The 18,780-nt window shown below is 39.4% G+C and carries 20 protein-coding genes; 11 read left to right on the forward strand and 9 right to left on the reverse strand.

Annotated features, from left to right (window positions below; all coding sequences use genetic code 11):
• Positions 1-62: 62 nt before the first annotated feature.
• On the forward strand, positions 63-1,151 hold the full coding sequence (locus tag FIM66_RS03980; protein WP_194149249.1) for an ATP-binding protein: 1,089 nt from the start codon (positions 63-65) through the stop codon (positions 1,149-1,151).
• Positions 1,152-1,423: 272 nt separating this feature from the next.
• Positions 1,424-2,002, forward strand: coding sequence for a hypothetical protein (locus tag FIM66_RS03985; RefSeq protein ID WP_140600049.1), 579 nt, complete (start codon positions 1,424-1,426; stop codon positions 2,000-2,002).
• Here FIM66_RS03985 and FIM66_RS03990 read toward each other — a convergent pair.
• The 3 genes from FIM66_RS03990 to fumC are packed head-to-tail and all read right to left on the reverse strand — an operon-like array spanning position 1,976 to position 4,281.
• The gene (locus FIM66_RS03990) at positions 1,976-2,590 is read right to left on the reverse strand and encodes a ribonuclease HII (protein WP_140501747.1); all 615 of its coding nucleotides are present in this window, start codon (positions 2,588-2,590) and stop codon (positions 1,976-1,978) included. The two genes, FIM66_RS03985 and FIM66_RS03990, sit on opposite strands and share 27 nt — an antisense overlap.
• Before the next feature lie 30 nt (positions 2,591-2,620).
• Complete coding sequence (locus FIM66_RS03995; protein WP_140548843.1) at positions 2,621-2,872, reverse strand: hypothetical protein; 252 nt, start codon at positions 2,870-2,872, stop codon at positions 2,621-2,623.
• A 17-nt stretch (positions 2,873-2,889) separates the two neighbouring features.
• Entirely contained in the window at positions 2,890-4,281 is a 1,392-nt protein-coding gene (fumC, locus tag FIM66_RS04000) for a class II fumarate hydratase (protein ID WP_128059034.1), read from the reverse strand.
• Between the two features lie 174 nt (positions 4,282-4,455).
• Here fumC and crdA point away from each other — a divergent pair, with 174 nt between their 5' ends.
• The 4 genes from crdA to FIM66_RS04025 are packed head-to-tail and all read left to right on the forward strand — an operon-like array spanning position 4,456 to position 10,206.
• Positions 4,456-4,833: a copper resistance determinant CrdA gene (gene crdA, locus FIM66_RS04010; RefSeq protein WP_140548845.1), complete on the forward strand. Its 378-nt coding sequence runs from the start codon at positions 4,456-4,458 to the stop codon at positions 4,831-4,833.
• A gap of 4 nt (positions 4,834-4,837) precedes the next feature.
• Positions 4,838-6,076: a copper resistance outer membrane protein CrdB gene (crdB, locus tag FIM66_RS04015; RefSeq protein ID WP_140548847.1), complete on the forward strand. Its 1,239-nt coding sequence runs from the start codon at positions 4,838-4,840 to the stop codon at positions 6,074-6,076.
• Positions 6,073-7,098: an efflux RND transporter periplasmic adaptor subunit gene (locus FIM66_RS04020; protein WP_140479742.1), complete on the forward strand. Its 1,026-nt coding sequence runs from the start codon at positions 6,073-6,075 to the stop codon at positions 7,096-7,098. The genes crdB and FIM66_RS04020 overlap by 4 nt, the downstream gene beginning before the upstream one ends.
• Positions 7,099-10,206, forward strand: coding sequence for an efflux RND transporter permease subunit (locus FIM66_RS04025; RefSeq protein WP_140600051.1), 3,108 nt, complete (start codon positions 7,099-7,101; stop codon positions 10,204-10,206).
• Between the two features lie 2 nt (positions 10,207-10,208).
• Here FIM66_RS04025 and FIM66_RS04030 read toward each other — a convergent pair whose 3' ends face one another.
• The 3 genes from FIM66_RS04030 to dnaJ are packed head-to-tail and all read right to left on the reverse strand — an operon-like array spanning position 10,209 to position 12,356.
• The gene (locus FIM66_RS04030; protein ID WP_140479738.1) at positions 10,209-10,556 is read right to left on the reverse strand and encodes a branched-chain amino acid transporter permease; all 348 of its coding nucleotides are present in this window, start codon (positions 10,554-10,556) and stop codon (positions 10,209-10,211) included.
• Complete coding sequence (azlC, locus tag FIM66_RS04035; RefSeq protein ID WP_140600053.1) at positions 10,550-11,236, reverse strand: azaleucine resistance protein AzlC; 687 nt, start codon at positions 11,234-11,236, stop codon at positions 10,550-10,552. The genes FIM66_RS04030 and azlC overlap by 7 nt, the downstream gene beginning before the upstream one ends.
• 10 nt (positions 11,237-11,246) lie before the next feature.
• Positions 11,247-12,356 carry a molecular chaperone DnaJ gene (gene dnaJ / locus FIM66_RS04040; protein WP_140548855.1) on the reverse strand — a complete coding sequence of 370 codons (1,110 nt, stop codon included), beginning with the start codon at positions 12,354-12,356 and terminating at the stop codon, positions 11,247-11,249.
• A 124-nt stretch (positions 12,357-12,480) separates the two neighbouring features.
• On the opposite strand from dnaJ, the gene FIM66_RS04045 reads away from it, so the two are divergent.
• Positions 12,481-13,611 (forward strand): hypothetical protein, encoded by a 1,131-nt coding sequence (locus FIM66_RS04045; protein WP_140490296.1) that lies wholly within the window; start codon positions 12,481-12,483, stop codon positions 13,609-13,611.
• Positions 13,612-13,653: 42 nt separating this feature from the next.
• Here FIM66_RS04045 and mnmA read toward each other — a convergent pair whose 3' ends face one another.
• A complete protein-coding gene (gene mnmA, locus FIM66_RS04050; RefSeq protein ID WP_140600055.1) occupies positions 13,654-14,682 on the reverse strand; it encodes a tRNA 2-thiouridine(34) synthase MnmA in 1,029 nt (342 codons plus the stop codon).
• A gap of 140 nt (positions 14,683-14,822) precedes the next feature.
• On the opposite strand from mnmA, the gene FIM66_RS04055 reads away from it, so the two are divergent.
• Positions 14,823-15,584, forward strand: a complete 762-nt coding sequence (locus tag FIM66_RS04055; protein ID WP_140548859.1) for a J domain-containing protein — start codon at positions 14,823-14,825, stop codon at positions 15,582-15,584.
• Here the strand turns inward: FIM66_RS04055 and nadD are convergent.
• Both nadD and nikR read right to left on the reverse strand, forming a co-directional pair.
• On the reverse strand, positions 15,581-16,096 hold the full coding sequence (gene nadD, locus FIM66_RS04060) for a nicotinate (nicotinamide) nucleotide adenylyltransferase (protein ID WP_194149250.1): 516 nt from the start codon (positions 16,094-16,096) through the stop codon (positions 15,581-15,583). The two genes, FIM66_RS04055 and nadD, sit on opposite strands and share 4 nt — an antisense overlap.
• A complete protein-coding gene (gene nikR / locus FIM66_RS04065) occupies positions 16,089-16,535 on the reverse strand; it encodes a nickel-responsive transcriptional regulator NikR (protein WP_121089747.1) in 447 nt (148 codons plus the stop codon). The genes nadD and nikR overlap by 8 nt, the downstream gene beginning before the upstream one ends.
• Before the next feature lie 324 nt (positions 16,536-16,859).
• Between nikR and exbB the strand changes: the two genes are divergently transcribed.
• From exbB to FIM66_RS04080, 3 genes are read left to right on the forward strand one after another with little or no spacing between them, the layout of a single operon-like run.
• Positions 16,860-17,297: a TonB-system energizer ExbB gene (gene exbB, locus FIM66_RS04070; RefSeq protein WP_194146396.1), complete on the forward strand. Its 438-nt coding sequence runs from the start codon at positions 16,860-16,862 to the stop codon at positions 17,295-17,297.
• On the forward strand, positions 17,294-17,683 hold the full coding sequence (exbD, locus tag FIM66_RS04075; protein ID WP_000836356.1) for a TonB system transport protein ExbD: 390 nt from the start codon (positions 17,294-17,296) through the stop codon (positions 17,681-17,683). Before exbB ends, exbD begins: the two co-directional genes overlap by 4 nt.
• Entirely contained in the window at positions 17,649-18,485 is an 837-nt protein-coding gene (locus tag FIM66_RS04080; protein WP_140600057.1) for an energy transducer TonB family protein, read from the forward strand. The genes exbD and FIM66_RS04080 overlap by 35 nt, the downstream gene beginning before the upstream one ends.
• Positions 18,486-18,780 lie beyond the last annotated feature (295 nt).

Raw genomic sequence — 18,780 nt, forward strand, 5'->3', positions numbered from 1 at the left:
TAAGGAAATATAAAAAAATGCGCTACGATTATCTTAATCTAATCTCATTTGAAAGGAAGTTCATGCCCCTTTCTTGCTTGCACCCTTTTGGGCCTTTTGAAACCCCTAAAGAGCCGGCTTTAAACAACCCGCTTTTAAAGGCGCCTTCAAGCGATAAAATCTGTCTTTTAGGGCCGATGAAATCCGGTAAAACCACTTTCGCCCTCAAACTAGCGAAGGATTTTAAAAACCCTGTGTATATCAATTACAATGACATGCGTTTGAACAAAAACATTCTAAGCTCATGGCTTTTAAAATGGCATTTAGAAAAGAAAATGGATTTGCTCATTTTAGATCATATTGAGCGCTTGGATTTCAGCCTGCCTAAGCTTCCTAAAATCGTTCTTATCCCTGATTATTTAAGCCCCATAGTAGCGCCAGATTGCAGCTTGTGCTATGCGTTAGGGTTGGATTTTAAAGAATACACCAGCTTTTTCAAACCCAGCACCCCTAAAAACACTCTGTTTAACCGCTTTTTAAGAGACGGCAACGCTTTAGATTCGCTTTTCATAGAAAACGAGCAAGAAAAAATCCTAAAAAAACAAGAAAACATCAAATTAATCTTTCAAGCTTACGCCCCCTTAATGGCTAAAATCTGCTCGCATCAGTCTAAGTTTGTGAGCGCTTTTTATCTTTATACGCAACTCAAAAAAGAGCTGAAAACCTCTAAAGACACCCTCTATAAATTGTTACACGCTCTAGAAAAACAACGCATCCTTTTTTTAGTCCCCAGTTTTGAAAGCCATAAAACCAAATTGTATCTGTGCGATTTTGCCTTGCCTTATAGCCTAACCCCTAGCCCTTCGCTTTTAAATATTTTTGAAAACATGGTTTTTTTAGAGCTTTACAAGCAATTCCCAAATTATGAGCTTTATTCCCATGACAATGGGATTTTTATCTTGCGCAAAAATTCTACCAACAAGCTCGCCCTCATCGCCCACGCTTTCCCCACGCCCCATTTTTTAGAAAAACAGCTTCTATGGTGCCATAAACATGGGTTTTTTAATATCGTGGTGGTTTCTATCAACGCCCCCATTTCAGCAACCAATACCCCCTACAAACACCTTAATTTCATTGATTTTTCTTTGGATATTCAATCTATTTTGGTATAATAGTTATTATGTATTTATGTATTTATGTATTTATGTATTTATGTATTTATGTATTTATGTATTTATGTATTTATGTATTTATGTATTTATGTATTTATGTATTTATGTATTTATGTATTTAATATTATTACTAACATTTTTAATTGATTATTGCATATTTTTTATTTTTTCTTAAGCTAACACACTATAAGCTATCCCAGTATTTCGCTTTTTTGAGAAATGCTACCTACCCTAAAAGCGTAGGATATTTTTTTTATAGAAAGGAAGTTATAATGAATGCATTGAAAAAATTAAGTTTCTGCGCCTTGTTATCCCTAGGCCTCTTCGCTCAAACAGCGCATGCTGAGAGTTTAAAGGACACGATTAACTATCCTAGTTGGCTTAAAATCAATCTTTTTGACGAAAAGAACCCGCCCAATCAATATGTCGGATCGGCTTCAATTTTGGGTAAAAGGAACGATTTTTACGCCAATTACATCCCCTATGATGACAAATTGCCCCCTGAAAAAAACGCTGAAGAAATCGCTCTTTTAAGGGCCAGAATGAACGCTTACAGCACTTTAGAAAGCGTTTTAATCACTAAAATGCGTAATCGCATTTGTAAAGCGCTTCAAGTTAAAAATAATGTTATCAGCCATTTATTCGGGTTGGTTGATTTTTTAACCTCTAAATCCATTTTGGCTAAAAGGTTCGTGGATACCACCAACCATCGTGTGTATGTCATGGTGCAATTCCCTTTCATCCAGCCTGAAGACTTAATCGCTTACTTTAAAGCCAAACGCATCGACCTTTCTTTAACGAGCGCTACCAATCTCAGTGCTATTTTAAATAAGGCGTTGTTCCACATCTAAAGGTTTGGGATTGAAGATGCGGTTTTTAAGCGTGAAGCTATGCCGATGGAAAGGCGTAGCCCCTAGCTTAATCATCGCTTCTATATGCTGTTTAGTCCCATACCCGCAATTCTTGTCCCAGCCGTATTCCTTAAACAAAGCGTGCAATTGCCGCATTTCTCTGTCCTTAAAGGCTTTCGCTAAAACAGACGCCATAGCGATTTGAGCGACTTTTTCATCGCCCTTGATGATACTTTGTATATTGGGGTATCGTTTATTCAAGCCAAACGCCGTGTTGCCGTCTATTTTTATTTTATTGACCAAAGAGCAACCATTTTCTAAAATTTCTTGAATAGCGAGCTTCAAACACGCCCCTAAGCCTAAGTTATCAATTTCATTCGCGCTTTTTTTAACCACGAAAAACCCCACCTCATCATGCGTTTTGATTTTGTATTCCAAGAAAAAGCGCTTTTTTGGGCTGAGCTTCTTGCTGTCTTTTAAGCCTATGCTCAAAAACTCTGACGCTGTTTTTTCACCACACACCACCCCAGCCACAAAAAGCGACCCGGCCAAACACCCCCTCCCCGCTTCATCAATGCCTAGAGTCATTGATACGCAACCAAACCGGTATAAAAATTCCTACTCATGCGCTTCATGCGTTATCCCGTTTTCTCTTAGCTTCTTAACAAACTCTGTTAATTCTTTTTCAAAGTTTTTTGCGCTTTTTCTGTCGCTTGGCGATGAAGGGATTGTTAAAGAATGCGCCCCATCAGTCAGCTTGGCATGCTTGCTTCCAAATTCTAAAAAAAGATTCAAATCTTTATTGTCATGCAACGCTTCTTTTAAGATCTTACAAATATCTTTGCAATGAGTGGCTTTTTCAGGATTCATCTCATGCGCCCAAGGTTTCAAGCCTTAGGCCCGATCATCTTTTCAGGCACCACGAATTTGTCAAAATCTTCAGCGCTCAAGAGTTTCAGTTCCAGCGCGCTTTCTTTTAAAGAAATGCCTTTTTTGTGGGCGTTTTTAGCGATTTTAGCGGCGTTTTCATAGCCCACATGCGGGTTTAGGGCGGTTACTAGCATTAAAGAATGGTGCAAGTAATAATCAATTTTTTCTTTATTAGGCTCAATACCGCTCGCGCAATGGGTATTAAAACTTTCCATGCTGTCGCTTAAGAGCCTTAAACTTTGCAAGAAATTATAAATGATCACCGGTTTAAACACATTCAATTCAAAATTACCCTGACTGGCTGCAATGCCAATAGCGGTATCATTCCCCATCACTTGCACGGCTACCATGGTCATCGCTTCGCATTGCGTGGGGTTCACTTTACCAGGCATAATAGAACTGCCCGGCTCGTTTTCAGGGATATTAAGCTCGCCCAGACCACAGCGCGGCCCGCTCGCAAGCCATCTAATATCGTTAGCGATTTTCATTAAATTCGCCGCTAAAGCCTTAAAAGCCCCATGCGCATAAGCGATAGCGTCATGGCTAGTGAGTGCATGGAATTTATTGGGCGCAGAGACGAATTTCACCCCGCTAAACTGGCTCAATTCTTCAGCCACTTTTTCGCTCAATTCTTTATGAGCGTTTAGCCCTGTGCCTACGGCCGTCCCGCCTATGGCTAATTCTCTTAAATGCTCCAAACTCTCTAAAATTTGTTGTTTAGAATGCTCTAGCATGCTCGCATACCCGCTAAATTCTTGCCCCAAAGTTAAAGGCGTAGCGTCTTGTAAATGCGTGCGCCCGATTTTGACAATCTCTTTAAATTGTTGGCTTTTGTCTTTAAAGGTTTTTAACAAATTCTCTAAACTGGGCAGTAGTTTATGCGTGATTTCTAGCACGCTCACAATGTGCATTGCGGTAGGGAAAGTGTCGTTGGAGCTTTGAGACATGTTCACATCATCGTTAGGGTGGATGAGTTTTTTCTCCCTAAAATTACCCCCTAAAATTTCGGTAGCCTTATTGGCAATGACTTCATTGAGGTTCATGTTCGTTTGAGTCCCGCTCCCTGTTTGCCATATCGCTAGGGGAAATTCGCCGCACAACTCGCCTTTTAAAATGCAATCGCACGCCTTGATAATGGCTTGCGATTTTTCCAAACTTAATTTCCCCAACTTGTGGTTAACTACCGCCAGACTCCTTTTGAGTTTGGCAAACGCGCCAATGAGTTCTTTAGGCATTTTTTCAGTGCCGATTTTAAAGTTTTCAAGACTGCGTTGCGTTTGAGCCCCCCAGTATTGGCTATCATCTACTTTGATTTCGCCCATCGTGTCATGTTCGATTCTAAATTGCATGCTAATCCTTTGAAATTTGATTTTAAAACCTTAAAAAAATAGCATAAACTTTTATACCTTCTACTTAAAAACCTTAATTTTTTAAAAACCATTTCCACAATTTTTACACAAAAGAGGGTTATCATTCGTTCGCAACAAGGATTTTCTTGTTATCTTAATTTAAAGGTCAAAACGATGAAAAAGTTAGCCACTTTATTTTTAGTAAGTGCGTTGGGGGTTATGGGTTTGAACGCATGGGAGCAAACCCTAAAAGCCAATGACTTGGAAGTGAAAATCAAATCCGTGGGTAACCCCATTAAAGGCGACAACACTTTCATACTCAGCCCCACTTTAAAAGGTAAGGCTTTAGAAAAAGCTATCGTTAGGGTGCAGTTTATGATGCCTGAAATGCCCGGCATGCCAGCGATGAAAGAAATGGCGCAAGTGAGTGAAAAAAACGGCCTTTATGAAGCAAAAACCAATCTTTCTATGAACGGGACATGGCAGGTTAGGGTGGATATTAAATCTAAAGAGGGCCAGGTTTATCGCGCTAAAACAAGCCTGGATTTATAAGAGCATGCTATCTTTTATAAGCGCGTTTGATAAAAGGGGTGTTTCAATACGCCTTTTAACAGCCTTGTTACTGCTTTTTAGTTTGGGTTTGGCTAAAGATTTAGAGATCCAATCTTTTGTGGCTAAATACCTTTCTAAAAATCAAAAAATACAAGCCCTACAAGAGCAAATTGACGCTTTAAGTTCTCAAGAAAAAGCCGTTAGCAAGTGGGATAACCCTATTTTGTATTTAGGCTATAACAACGCTAATGTGAGCGATTTTTTCAGGCTGGATAGCACCTTAATGCAAAACATGAGCTTGGGTTTGTCTCAAAAAGTGGATTTAAATGGTAAAAAACTCACGCAATCTCAAATGATCAATTTAGAAAAGCAAAAAAAGATATTAGAGCTTAAAAAAACCAAGCAGCAATTGGTGATTAATTTAATGATAAACGGCATTGAAAACTATAAAAACCAACAAGAAATAGAGCTTTTAAAGACAGCGATTAAAAATTTAGAAAACACTCTCTATCAAGCCAACCATTCCAGTTCGCCTAATTTAATAGCGATCGCCAAGCTAGAAATTTTAAAATCGCAATTAGAAATCAAAAAAAACAATTTAGAAGAAGCCTTGTCTAGTAGCCATTATTCCATGGGTGAATTGACTTTTAAAGAAAACGAGCTTTTAAGCATTGCCCCTAAAAATTTTGAATTTAATAAGGAGCAAGAGTTGTATAACATTAGCGCCACCAATTACGATATTGCGATCGCCAGGCTTGATGAAGAAAAATCGCAAAAAGACATCACTTTGGCTAAAAAAAGCTTTTTAGAAGACGTGAATGTTACCGGGGTGTATTATTTTCGCTCCAAACAATACTATAACTACGACATGTTTAGCGTCGCTTTGTCTATCCCCTTACCCCTTTATGGCAAGCAGGCTAAATTAGTGGAGCAAAAGAAAAAAGAAAGCTTGGTGTTTAAAAGCGAAGTGGAAAACGCCAAAAACAAAACGCGCCACCTGGCCCTAAAGCTCCTTAAAAAATTAGAAACCCTGCAAAAAAACCTAGAATCGATCAATAAAATCATCAAACAGAATGAAAAAATCGCGCAAATTTATGCGCTTGACTTGAAATCTAATGGCGATTACAACGCTTATTACAACGCTTTTAATGACAAAATCACCATTCAAATCACCCAGCTTGAAACCTTGAGCGCTCTAAACAGCGCTTATTTGTCCTTACAAAACCTCAAAGGATTAGAATGAAACGGCTTTTATTGTTAGCCCTGACCCTATTTTTTAGCCTCTCATGCGCTAACGCTCAAGAAATTAAAGAAACTCAAGAAACTAAAAAAACTAAAGAAGCTAAAAGCCAAACCCGTTTTAATATTTCCACCACTAAAGTTATAGAAAAAGAATTTGCCCAAAGCCGGCGCTATTATGCGATTTTAGAGCCTAATGAAGCGCTGATTTTTTCTCAAACCCTGCGTTTTGATGGCTATGTGGAAAAGCTTTATGCGAATAAAACCTATACCCCCATTAAAAAGGGCGATAGACTCTTGAGCGTGTATTCCCCTGAATTAGCAAGCGTTCAAAGCGAATTGTTATCATCATTGAAATTCAACCAGCAAGTGGGAGCGATTAAAGAAAAATTAAAACTACTAGGGCTAGAAAACTTTAGCATTGAAAAGATCATTAGCAGCCATAAAGTCCAAAATGAAATCACTATTTACTCTCGCTTCAACGGCGTTATCTTTAAAAAAAGCCCAAATCTCAATGAGGGGAGCTTTTTTAAAAAAGGGCAAGAGTTGTTTCAAATCATAGATTTAAGCCAATTGTGGGCGCTTGTTAAAGTCAATCAAGAGGATTTAGAGTTTTTAAAAAACACGCATCAGGCGATTTTGTTCGTAGAAGGGGTTAAAGGCAAGCAAGAAATCACGCTTGAAAACATCAACCCCATCATAAACCCACAAGATAAAATGCTAGAAGCACGCTTCAATGTGCCTAACGCTCAACAGCTTTACTACCCTAACATGTTCGCTCAAGTAGAAATCTTTCACAAACCAAAAAAAATGAAGATTTTGCCTAAAGAAGCGGTTTTGATTAAGGGGGGGAAAGCTATCGTGTTTAAAAAAGACGATTTTGGCTTAAGCCCGTTAGAAATTAAAGCCGTCCGCTTGAGCGATGGGAGCTATGAAATTTTAGAGGGTTTAGAAGCGGGTGAAGAAGTCGCTAATAACGCTTTATTCGTGCTAGACGCTGACGCTCAAAACAATGGGGATTATTGAATGATAGAAAAAATCATTGATTTAAGCGTTAAAAACAAACTCCTTACCACTTTAATCACTCTACTCATTCTTTTAGCCTCTTTGTGGGCGGTAAAAAGCGTTCGTTTAGACGCTTTGCCGGATTTAAGCCCCGCTCAAGTGGTCGTGCAAATCACTTACCCCAATCAAAGCCCTAAAATCGTGCAAGAGCAGGTTACTTACCCGTTAGTTTCTACTTTCATGAGTATCGCTAACATTGACACGGTTAGGGGGATTTCTAGCTATGAAAGCGGTTTGATTTACATCATTTTTAAAGACGGCGTCAATCTGTATTGGGCTAGGGATAGGGTTTTAGAGCAATTAAACCGAGTGAGCAATTTGCCCAAGGACGCTAAAGTGGAAATAGGGAGCGATTCTACTTCTATTGGCTGGGCGTATCAATACGCTTTATCTAGCGGCAGCAAGAATTTAAGCGATTTGAAAGTCTTGCAGGATTTTTATTACCGCTACGCGCTTTTAGGGGTTGATGGGGTGAGTGAGGTCGCAAGCGTGGGGGGCTTTGTGAAGGATTATGAAGTAACGCTTCAAAACGATTCTTTGATCCGCTATAACTTGAGTTTGGAGCAAGTCGCTAACGCGATTAAAAATTCCAATAACGATACCGGTGGGGGGGTTATTTTAGAAAACGGGTTTGAAAAAATTATAAGATCGCATGGCTATATCCAATCTTTAAACGATTTAGAAGAAATTGTGATTAAAAAAGAAGGGGCTATCCCTTTAAAGATTAAAGATATAGCCAGCGTTAGGCTAGTGCCAAAACCACGCAGAGGAGCGGCTAATCTCAACGGCAATAAGGAAGTGGTGGGCGGGATTGTGATGGTACGCTATCACGCTGACACTTATAAGGTGCTTAAAGCCATTAAAGAAAAAATCGCCACCCTACAAGCGAGTAACCCTGATGTGAAAATCACCAGCGTGTATGACAGGAGCGAATTGATTGAAAAAGGCATTGACAATTTAATCCACACGCTCATAGAAGAAAGCATCATTGTGCTAGTCATTATTGCGGTTTTTTTACTGCATTTCAGGAGTGCTTTAGTGGTCATTATCACTCTGCCTTTAAGCGTGTGCATCAGTTTCTTACTCATGCGTTATTTCAATATTGAAGCGAGTATCATGAGTTTAGGGGGCATTGCGATCGCTATAGGGGCGATGGTGGATGCGGCTATTGTGATGGTAGAAAACGCTCATAAGCATCTGCAACACATTGATATGAAAGACAACGCTCAAAGGGTTAATGGCATCATGCAAGGGGTTAAGCATGTGGGGGGCGCGATATTTTTTGCTTTAATGATCATCGTGGTTTCTTTCTTGCCTATTTTCGCGCTCACCGGCCAAGAAGAAAAGCTTTTTGCCCCTTTAGCTTACACCAAAACCTTCGCCATGCTAGTAGGAGCGTTACTCTCTATCACCATAGTCCCTATTTTAATGGTATGGCTCATTAAAGGGCGGATTTTAGAAGAGTCTAAAAACCCGATTAACGCTTTTTTCATGAAAATTTATGGCGTGAGCTTGAATGTTGTGCTTAAGTTCAGATACGCTTTTTTAATAGCGAGCGTTATGGGTTTAGGGGGCTTGTATATAGCGTATAAAAAACTCAACTGGGAATTTATCCCCCAAATCAATGAAGGGGTAGTGATGTATATGCCTGTAACCATTAATGGCGTGGGCATTGATACCGCTTTAGAATACTTGAAAAAAAGCAATGGTGCTATCAAGCGGTTGGATTTTGTCAAACAGGTTTTTGGCAAAGTGGGGCGCGCTAACACCAGCACCGATGCTGCCGGTTTGGCCATGATAGAAACCTACATTGAATTAAAGCCGCAAAACGAATGGAAAGAAAAGCTCAGTTATAAAGAAGTTAGGGATAAATTAGAAAAAACCCTGCAATTAAAAGGCTTGACCAATTCATGGACTTACCCCATTCGTGGGAGAACAGACATGCTCTTAACCGGGATTAGAACGCCCCTAGGCATCAAGCTCTATGGTAATGACACGGATAAATTACAAGAATTAGCGATCCTTATGGAGCAACAGCTCAAAACCCTAAAAGAGAGCTTGTCCGTCTTTGCCGAGCGATCCAATAATGGCTACTACATCACGCTGGATTTGAACGATGAAAATCTGGCTCGTTACGGCATCAACAAAAACGCCGTGTTAGACACGATTAAATTCGCTCTAGGCGGAGCCACGCTCACTACCATGATTAAGGGCGTAGAAAGCTACCCCATTTCTTTACGCTTAAAAGACACAGAAAGAAACACCATTGAAAAATTAAAAAACCTCTACATCAAAACCGCTTACAATTACATGCCCTTAAGGGAATTAGCCCGCATCTATTACGACAATTCGCCGGCGGTGTTAAAGAGCGAAAAGGGCTTGAATGTGAATTTTATTTATATTGTGCCGCAAGTTAATATCAGCTCTGATACTTACAGACAACTGGCTCAAAAAGCGCTAGAAAAAATCCAATTACCTAACGGGTATTATTATGAATTCAGCGGCGAAAGCCAGTATTTAGAAGAAGCGTTTAAAACCTTACAATACATCGTGCCGGTGAGCGTGTTTATCATTTTTATTTTAATTGTCTTTGCTTTAAAGAATCTCACCAATTCCTTACTATGCTTTTTCACTCTGCCTTTTGCGTTTTTAGGGGGGTTAATTTTTATGAATCTCATGGGCTTTAACATGAGCGTGGCGGCGTTAGTGGGCTTTTTAGCCCTTTTAGGGGTAGCGAGCGAAACGGCTATTGTGATGATCATTTATTTAGAAGATGCGTTTCAAAAATTCATCAAAACCCCCTTAAAAGAGCAGACGACTACCGCCTTAAAAGAAGCTATCATGCATGGGGCGGTGCTTAGGGTAAGGCCCAAGCTGATGACCTTTTTTAGCATTTTAGCTTCACTCATTCCGATCATGTATAGCCATGGCACAGGTAGTGAGATCATGAAATCCATCGCCGCGCCCATGCTAGGGGGCATGATAAGCAGCGTTGTTTTAACGCTTTTTATTATCCCTACGGCGTATTTTGTGATCAAAAATGCGGGAATTAAAAGCAATCAAACATGATTTTAGGGATTAAAAAAAGCCTTTTCTAACGCATGGCTTTGGACTAAAACCATATAAAGAATGGTAGGGAGCGTGATGCTTAAAACAAACACCTTAAAAATGCGGTGCAAAAGGATAACGGATAAAAAAGCGGTGATTTCATTGATCCCATAAGGGGGTTTTAAAATGTGAATGTCTTTAAAACAATAGACCACGAGCATGCCTATCACTGAGCATGATAAAGCCCTACCCAAATAACGCACAAAGTCATTGGGCGGGTTTTTAGCGTTAAACACCATAAAAGGCCAAATGCGCGTGAAATAAGTCGTTAATATGATGACTAAAATAATGAGTATAGAATGCATTAACATTCTAACTGCTTTCTAAACAAAATGAGGGCAAGCACCATTAAAACCAAAGCGATGAGCAAAAAGTATTCAGTCCCAAAGAGCGCTAAACAAACGATCGCAATAACGATCCCAAGCCATGCGTTTTTATGATTTGTGGTGCGTTTGTATTGCTCCATAAACAGCACGATAAAAATCGCTGTCATCACAAATTCCATGCCTTGAGTGTCAAAAGAAAAATGCGTTCCCACTAACGAACCCACCAACGAACCAAAAATCCAATAAGAATGGTTGAGTAAGGAAATGCTAAAAATAAAGTCTTTTTCACTCACCCCCTCTTTAGGAGCGTATAAATTCAATAAGGCAAAGGTTTCATCCGTGAGCACATGCGCTAAATAGGGCAAACGCCATTGGGTGTTTTTGAATCTGTCTAGCATAGAAAGCGCGTAACAAGTCTGTCTCGCGTTCACTAACAAGCTCACAATAACGACATTCATCAAACTCGCTTGCGCGCTTAAAAGCGTGATCGCCACGAATTGCACCGCCCCAGCATAAATGAATAACGACATGAACAAGGCAACTTTATAATCATAACCTTGCTGGGCTAAAAGCATTCCAAAAGTCATTCCCATAAGCAAATACCCTAACAAGATAGAAATGGTATGAGGGAAAGCGTCTTTGAAGGCTTTTAGAAAATCATGCATCAACAACCTTTTATTTAAACCAATCTTTAATTTTAGAAATACAGGTTTCTAAAACGCTTTTATGCGGTTCGCCCTCATAGCCAAAACTCGCATGCAATTTTTCCAATAACCCTTGCTGCTCTTTATTCAAACTTTTAGGGTAAATCACCTGCAATTCCACGATCAAACTCCCTCTATAAGAGCTTTCTGGGTGTTTCACGCCCTCGTTTCTAAACACAAAAGTCTGCCTATCTTTGGCGTTTCTAGGGATTTTTAATTCCAGTTCGTCCCCTTTTAAAGACGGCACTTTAATCGTATGCCCTAAAGCGATAGTGGTGAAAAATACCGGCGCTTCAATGAATAAATCACAGCCTTCGCGCTTGAAATGCTCATCTTCTTTGACTCGCACTTCTAAATACAAATCCCCTCTTTTTCCCTTCTCGTATTCATTGCCTTTATTTTTAAGCACCATGCGGTTTTGATTATCAATGCCCTCAGGGATTACCGCATCAATTTCTTCATCTTTAAGAATGTAGGTTTTACCCTTACACGCTTGGCATGGGGTTTTAATGACCTTGCCCTTGCCTTTACACGCCCCGCAAGTTTGCGCAAAACTCATAAAACCTTGACGCATAAACACCTGCCCCTGCCCATTACACTGCTTGCAAGTCTCTAAAACTTTATCTTTGGCACCCGTGCCATCGCAACTTTCACAGACGCTCTGGTATTGGACTTTAATGGTTTTTTTACAGCCAAAAACCGCTTCTTTAAAACTCAATTCAATGGTTTGCAAATAATCCGGTGCGATAGAGCTTTTTTGCCTTTTACTCCCCCTAGTGCCAAACCCAAAAGCGTCCTCAAAAAACGAGCCTAAATCTTCAAAAAAATCAGAAAAATCGCTCTGGCTTGAGCCGGCTTGGTTTAAGCCCTTTTTACCATACCTGTCGTATAAGGCCCGCTTCTTTTCATCGCTTAGCACCCCATAGGCTTCATTGATGAGCTTGAACTTTTCTTCGGCTTCTTTATCGCCGGCGTTTCTGTCTGGGTGGTATTTTAAAGCCAGCTTTCTGTAAGACTTTTTAATGGTCTCTTGGTTGCTGTGTTTTTCCACTTCTAAAATTTCATAATAACTCAATTCCACGATCGCTCCAAAAATGGCATCAAAACGCTTATTTTATCTTAAAAGCGATAATTTTGCGTGTTTTGGTGCATGCCAAAACTTAGATAAAATAACACGATGAAACTATAGTAATAAAGATAACCCCATGAGATTTTTTTGCTTTTTCTTATTTTTTCTAACTTTTTCAAACGCGCAGATAATGATGACTTTTGATTCTCAAACAAACGCCAAGCTCTCGCGCTCTAACGAACAGCTTTCTGACATGCTCTATAAACTCAATGAAAGTTTAAGAATCTATCAAAACATGCTTTCCAATAACCAGGATCAACTTAAAGAAATTAAAAAGGCTAACAGCACCCTAACTAGCCAAAGGCGTTTTTTTAACGCCAGCCAGATCCGCCTTATGGACACTGATGCGTTATTGAAACAAAGCGCTTTGGAATTAGAAAAATTACAAGCTTTAGAAAAACGCTTAAAAGAGAGCATGGAGCAAGAACGCTTAATCAAAGAATCCCAAACGCTTTTCTTGCAAGAGCATTGCCCTTATTTGAGCGGTGTTAAGAATTTAGAAGAGGCTTCAAACGCTTTAGAAGTCCAAGAGCAAAACAACGCCCTTTTCTTGCTCAAAGAGCCTAAACTCGCCCATTTGCTCTCGCAATTGGATTTGATGAGCGCTTTAAACGCCTTATGCGATCAAGTTTTAGAAAACCAAGCCCATAACCAACAATCCCATAACAAAACCCTAGAATACAACGCCCTCATAAACCATGATTTTCAAGCCTATAAAGCCATGCGTTTGAAAAAATTTAAAAACAAGCTTCAAAGCCAAATCCAAGCTAAAGAAGACGCTCTAAAAACCTTTTTACCCTTAGAAAAACGCCTAGAAACTTTAAAAACGCATTTTTTATGCGATAAAGAAAATCTCAAATCATGCACTAAAGAATTGCACCAACGCTACCAAAACGCCCTTATAGAGCGAGACAAAGAATTAAAAGACGCTAAAAACAATAAAGAAAAGCATGCGCTAATCTTAGCCAACTACGAGCATACTTTAAAAACCTTGAATATAGAATTTTTAAGCGAATTAAATAAGCAAATGGCGTTTTTGAATGAAACCATGGCGTTAAACGCTCGAGTTTTAGCCCTTTTAGCCAAACAACAGACTAAAAAGCCCTCCAATTTGAGCGGTGATTTGAGCGGTGGAAAAGCTCTTATTAAAAACATCCGCTTAGATCCGCATGGATTCCCTAGCTTTGAAAATTTTAAGCGAGAGTGAGTGTTTAAAAAAGCAACCAATCAGGCTATAAGCACAAAAGCCCTAAACAATCACGCCCCCGCCAAGCAAGATGTCATCTTGATAAACGACCAAAGCTTGCCCTTTAGCCACGCCGTAAAAAGGCTCTTTAAGCCTCACTTCAATCACCTCATCTTTTAAACTCACAAACGCTTTAGCAGGCACGCTCCTGTAACGAGCCTTGATAAAATATTCGCCCTTTTTAAAATCTTTCATTAAAGATTTGTTTTTAGCCTTAAGGAAATGCGTGGCGAGATCTTCTTTTTTGCCCACAATCAACTCGTTCTTTTTAGCGTCAATCCCCACCACAAAATGCGGTTCTAACGCGCCTTTAATACTAAAGCCTTTGCGTTTGCCAATCGTGTATTGCATATAGCCCTTATGCGTGCCAATGACTTCGCCTTGTAAGTTTTTCACCACGCCCTCTTTTTCCACTTCAACATGCTTTTTTAAAGTGTCAATGTAGCTTTTTTCCACAAAGCAGATTTCTTGAGATTCCTTATAAGTCTTTAAAGTGCCTAAAAAGGGCATCGCGCTCAAGGCTAAAGGCTTAATATCCTTTTTTAGCAAATCCCCTAAAGGAAACACCAATTTAGCGATCACTTCATGCTCTAAAGCGTATAAAAAATAGCTCTGATCTTTAGTTTTATCCAAAGCCTCTTGAATATAACTTACCTTGTCAATTTCTTTGACTCTCGCATAATGCCCGGTAGCGATCTTTTCACACCCTAATCTTAAAGCGTGATCCAAAGCTAGCCCAAATTTCATTAAAGGGTTGCACAATGCGCAAGGGTTTGGGGTTTGCCCTTCTTCATAAGTGCTGATAAATTCATCATAAACCGCGCTTTTAAAATCCTTTTGAAAATCCAACACCTCTAAAGGAATGCCTAAAAACTCGCACGCTTTTTGAGCGTTTTTAATGTATAAGTCATGCTTTTTTTCGCTCGCATGGAGTTTCAAATAAATCCCCACTAATTCATGCCCTTGCTCTTTTAAGCTATAAGCGCTATAAGAGCTATCCACCCCCCCACTGAGTAATACCGCTATTTTCATTTTTAGTCTTTCATTAAATGAGTTATGGCTCATAGTCTAGCGCAAAAACCATTCATAACCACCTTTTTTAACCATTGGCATGCTAAAATACCTAAAGATTTTTTAAAATCGCATCAAAACGCATGGAGAAAATAAGGGCAATGGCCAAAATTGAATTGTTAGCCAAATTCACGCAAGTCGCGCTCCCTAACAGCCACCCTTTGTTGAAAAAAGTTTTAAACTACGCTAAAAAACATTTCAGCCAATGCCACATGCTCTCTTCATCGTTACTCATCTTAAACGACACGGAATGCTTTAAAAAAAACTACTTGCTTAATTGGGTTTATCATGCCCTTGAATGCGCGCATGAGAAAGATATTAGCGTGCATTCTTTAGAAGAGATTTTACAAAAAAGCCACCTGCCCATACGCATCAAAATCATAGCTCAAAACACGCTTTTAGAAAAAATAGAAGTGAAAGTTTTAACCTTTGGGGCAGAATATACGCTTTTTATCACCAAGCACCCTATCGCCAAGCGGTTTTTACGCCAAAAATTTAGCGGCTATGTGTTTTTAGAAACCCAAGATGAATTGCATATAAGAGGCGATTCAGAGCGTTTTTGGGAACTCATTGTAACGCTCAATGAAAATAGAATCGTCCATAACGCATGCTTAGATTTCATCTACCCTAATGGCTTTGGCAAGGACAGCTACACCACTATGGCTGAACGCAAATTAAAAGAATGCTATAAAACGCTAGGGTTTATCAAACATGAAAATTTCAGCGAAGTCAAAAAGCGCTATTTGGAGTTGGCTAAAACCTACCACCCTGATTTATGCGATCTCAAAGAAAAAAAGGCTCTTTATGCCAAACGCTTCGCTATCATTCAAGAAGCCTACCGCCACATTAAAAAACACGCTTAAACCCCCAAACCAGCCCTAATCGCGCTAGAAGAAATCGGCACATCAATGCCTTTTAAAGGGAAATAACGCCCCTTAAATTGGATCTCTTCATAGCCAATCCTTTCAAAAACCACTAATTCCACCCTTTTTAAAAGCTCTGTAGCGTTAGTCCAAGAAGAAAGATGCCTCAAACAATCCGCTCCTATGACTAAATAAAGCGTTTGTGGGCGGTAGAGTTTTTGAAAATGAAGCACGCTTTCTACCGTAGGCACAGCCCTTTCTTGCTTGATTTCAAAATCGCTCAACAGCACCCTAGGCATTCCCTTTAAAGCTCTTTCTAATTCCTTAAAACGGGTTTGTGCGTCCAAAAAACATAACTTTTTGAAAGGGTTTTGATAAGTGGGCAAGACAATCAGCTGAGCAAAGGGCAGTAATTCTAAAGTTTGATCAATAATGGCCAAATGGGCCTTGTGCAAGGGATCAAAACTCCCTCCATAGAGCGCTAATTCTTTGTATTCTAACACGCTATTCATTGTGTTCAAAGCTAGACGCCTTAGTCAATTTAGCGAATTTAACCCCCCTAAGCCCCCCGATTTCTAATTGCAAGCGTTGGATTTCAAACGAATTGCCTTGTAAAATAATCGTCTCTAAACAATTATGCTCATCCATGTGAATGTGCGTGGTGCATAAAACATGCGTCCCACTGGCATGCTGAATGTCTATCATGCGCTGGTTTAATTCCCTTTGGTGGTGATCATAAATCACCACAAGCACGGCGATTTTACTCCCATCATTAGGGTTATCTTCTGCCCAATTGTCTTCTACTAATTTTTCTCTGATCATGTCGCGCACCAATTCTGAGCGAGAAGAATAGCCGTTTTTAATGATGCGGTTGTCCAATTCGTCTAATAAATTTTGTTGTAAAGAAACCGAAAAGCGGATGATTGAATCGTCTTTATTGTGTGTATCCATTGAGAAAAATCCTTTTTTGGCATGAGTTCGTTAAAAGCCGCTCATGCTAGTATGATTGAATTAATTTAAAATTAACCATTATAATACAAATTGGATTTAAATGGTTGGCCATAAGAGCGTTTGAATTTGATTGTAATTATTAGCTTAATCATCATTGACTTGTTATTATTAAAACAATATAATCAACAAACCAACATTCTTATTATCATTTTGGAGCGTTTATGCGAACGGATGCCTCTTATGAGAGTGCATGCTCTTTAGTGTGGCTGTATCGCAGTGGCTTTAATTTTAAGGGGATTATTTTATCATAGACAAGGAGTTTTTATGGGCGGTTTTTCAATGGCAATGTTGAAAGATTATGTGGATATATTCATTTTTGCGGTGCTTGGCGTGGCCAGTTTTTTAGCTGTGTGGTTTGCGATTGAAAGGATTATTTTTTATTCTAAAGTCAATTTGAAAGCTTACGATGATATAGACGCCCTAAATTTGGATTTAACCAAGAATCTAACCATTCTCTATGTGATTTATTCTAACGCGCCTTATGTGGGCTTATTAGGGACGGTTTTAGGGATCATGGTGATTTTCTATGACATGGGTGTGAGCGGCGGGATGGACGCTAAAACGATCATGGTAGGTTTGTCTTTGGCTTTAAAAGCGACCGCTTTAGGGCTTGCTGTGGCGATCCCTACTTTGATCGCTTATAATAGCTTATTGAGAAAATCCGATGTGTTGAGTGAAAAATTCAGGATCATGAAAAAATGAAAAGCATCAGAAGAGGCGATGGGCTGAATGTTGTCCCTTTCATTGATATTATGCTCGTTTTGCTAGCGATTGTGTTAAGCATTTCTACTTTTATCGCGCAAGGTAAGATTAAAGTCAGTCTCCCTAACGCTAAAAATGCGGAAAAATCCCAGCCAAACGATCAAAAAGTGGTGGTCATCTCTGTGGATGAGCATGACAATATTTTCGTAGATGACAAACCGACGAATTTAGAAGCTTTGAGCGCTGTAGTCAAGCAAACAGACCCTAAAACCCTTATAGACTTAAAAAGCGACAAAAGCTCTCGTTTTGAAACTTTTATCAGCATTATGGATATTTTAAAAGAGCATAATCATGAAAATTTCTCCATCTCCACGCAAGCTCAGTAAAGTTTCAACGAGTGTTAGCTTTTTAATCTCTTTTGCCCTATACGCTATAGGGTTTGGCTATTTTTTACTGCGCGAAGACGCCCCAGAGCCTTTAGCACAAGCGGGGACCACTAAGGTTACCATGAGTTTAGCCAGCATTAACACCAATTCTAAAGTGAAGACGAATGCCGAATCCGCTAAACCCAAAGAAGAGCCTAAAGAAAAACCCAAGAAAGAAGAGCCAAAAAAAGAAGAACCCAAAAAAGAGGTTACAAAGCCTAAGCCTAAGCCTAAACCCAAGCCAAAACCCAAACCCAAACCTGAACCCAAACCCAAACCCAAACCAGAGCCTAAGCCTGAGCCTAAAGTTGAAGAGGTTAAAAAAGAAGAGCCTAAAGAAGAAGCTAAAGAGGAAGCTAAAGAAAAGAGCGCTCCTAAACAAGTAACGACTAAAGATATAGTCAAAGAAAAAGACAAGCAAGAAGAGTCTAACAAAACCTCTGAGGGCGCGACTTCTGAAGCTCAAGCGTATAACCCAGGGGTGAGCAACGAATTTTTAATGAAGATCCAAACCGCTATTTCTTCTAAGAACCGCTACCCTAAAATGGCGCAAATTAGGGGCATTGAGGGCGAAGTGTTGGTGAGCTTTGTGATCAATCCTGATGGGAGCGTTACAGACATTAAAGTCGTCAAAAGCAACACGACAGATATTTTAAACCATGCGGCTTTAGAAGCCATTAAAAGCGCGGCATATTTATTCCCTAAACCAGAAGAAACCGTGCATCTAAAAATCCCTATCGCTTATAGTTTGAAAGAAGACTAGTTAGTCTTTCTTTTAAGGGCGGTTTTTAGGCCTTAAAAGTTAGGCCAAAACCCCTATTTTTCGCAATTTACAAAAAAAAAAAAAAACAAAATCTCTAAAATTTAGAGCTAAAATTAGCCATAAAATTCCATTTATTGCTTATAATACGAAGTTTCTTTGTATCAAAGAAAAATCAATTAAAAGGAGAAAACATGAAAAAATCCCTCTTGCTCTCTCTTTCTCTCATAGCTTCATTATCAAGGGCTGAAGATGACGGATTTTATATGAGTGTGGGCTATCAAATCGGTGAAGCGGT

Source organism: Helicobacter pylori (genome assembly GCF_006439795.1).
Classification (GTDB): Bacteria; Campylobacterota; Campylobacteria; order Campylobacterales; family Helicobacteraceae; genus Helicobacter; species Helicobacter pylori_CR.

What these genes read in the sequence shown, in the direction of transcription:
- FIM66_RS03980 (WP_194149249.1), top strand. Translation starts at nt 63, where the DNA reads ATGCCCCTTTCTTGCTTGCACCCTTTTGGGCCTTTTGAAACCCCTAAA.
- FIM66_RS03985 (WP_140600049.1), top strand. Translation starts at nt 1,424, where the DNA reads ATGAATGCATTGAAAAAATTAAGTTTCTGCGCCTTGTTATCCCTAGGC.
- FIM66_RS03990 (WP_140501747.1), bottom strand. Translation starts at nt 2,590, where the DNA reads ATGACTCTAGGCATTGATGAAGCGGGGAGGGGGTGTTTGGCCGGGTCG.
- FIM66_RS03995 (WP_140548843.1), bottom strand. Translation starts at nt 2,872, where the DNA reads ATGAATCCTGAAAAAGCCACTCATTGCAAAGATATTTGTAAGATCTTA.
- fumC (WP_128059034.1), bottom strand. Translation starts at nt 4,281, where the DNA reads ATGCAATTTAGAATCGAACATGACACGATGGGCGAAATCAAAGTAGAT.
- crdA (WP_140548845.1), top strand. Translation starts at nt 4,456, where the DNA reads ATGAAAAAGTTAGCCACTTTATTTTTAGTAAGTGCGTTGGGGGTTATG.
- crdB (WP_140548847.1), top strand. Translation starts at nt 4,838, where the DNA reads ATGCTATCTTTTATAAGCGCGTTTGATAAAAGGGGTGTTTCAATACGC.
- FIM66_RS04020 (WP_140479742.1), top strand. Translation starts at nt 6,073, where the DNA reads ATGAAACGGCTTTTATTGTTAGCCCTGACCCTATTTTTTAGCCTCTCA.
- FIM66_RS04025 (WP_140600051.1), top strand. Translation starts at nt 7,099, where the DNA reads ATGATAGAAAAAATCATTGATTTAAGCGTTAAAAACAAACTCCTTACC.
- FIM66_RS04030 (WP_140479738.1), bottom strand. Translation starts at nt 10,556, where the DNA reads ATGTTAATGCATTCTATACTCATTATTTTAGTCATCATATTAACGACT.
- azlC (WP_140600053.1), bottom strand. Translation starts at nt 11,236, where the DNA reads ATGCATGATTTTCTAAAAGCCTTCAAAGACGCTTTCCCTCATACCATT.
- FIM66_RS04045 (WP_140490296.1), top strand. Translation starts at nt 12,481, where the DNA reads ATGAGATTTTTTTGCTTTTTCTTATTTTTTCTAACTTTTTCAAACGCG.
- mnmA (WP_140600055.1), bottom strand. Translation starts at nt 14,682, where the DNA reads ATGAAAATAGCGGTATTACTCAGTGGGGGGGTGGATAGCTCTTATAGC.
- FIM66_RS04055 (WP_140548859.1), top strand. Translation starts at nt 14,823, where the DNA reads ATGGCCAAAATTGAATTGTTAGCCAAATTCACGCAAGTCGCGCTCCCT.
- nadD (WP_194149250.1), bottom strand. Translation starts at nt 16,096, where the DNA reads ATGAATAGCGTGTTAGAATACAAAGAATTAGCGCTCTATGGAGGGAGT.
- nikR (WP_121089747.1), bottom strand. Translation starts at nt 16,535, where the DNA reads ATGGATACACACAATAAAGACGATTCAATCATCCGCTTTTCGGTTTCT.
- exbB (WP_194146396.1), top strand. Translation starts at nt 16,860, where the DNA reads ATGGGCGGTTTTTCAATGGCAATGTTGAAAGATTATGTGGATATATTC.
- exbD (WP_000836356.1), top strand. Translation starts at nt 17,294, where the DNA reads ATGAAAAGCATCAGAAGAGGCGATGGGCTGAATGTTGTCCCTTTCATT.
- FIM66_RS04080 (WP_140600057.1), top strand. Translation starts at nt 17,649, where the DNA reads ATGAAAATTTCTCCATCTCCACGCAAGCTCAGTAAAGTTTCAACGAGT.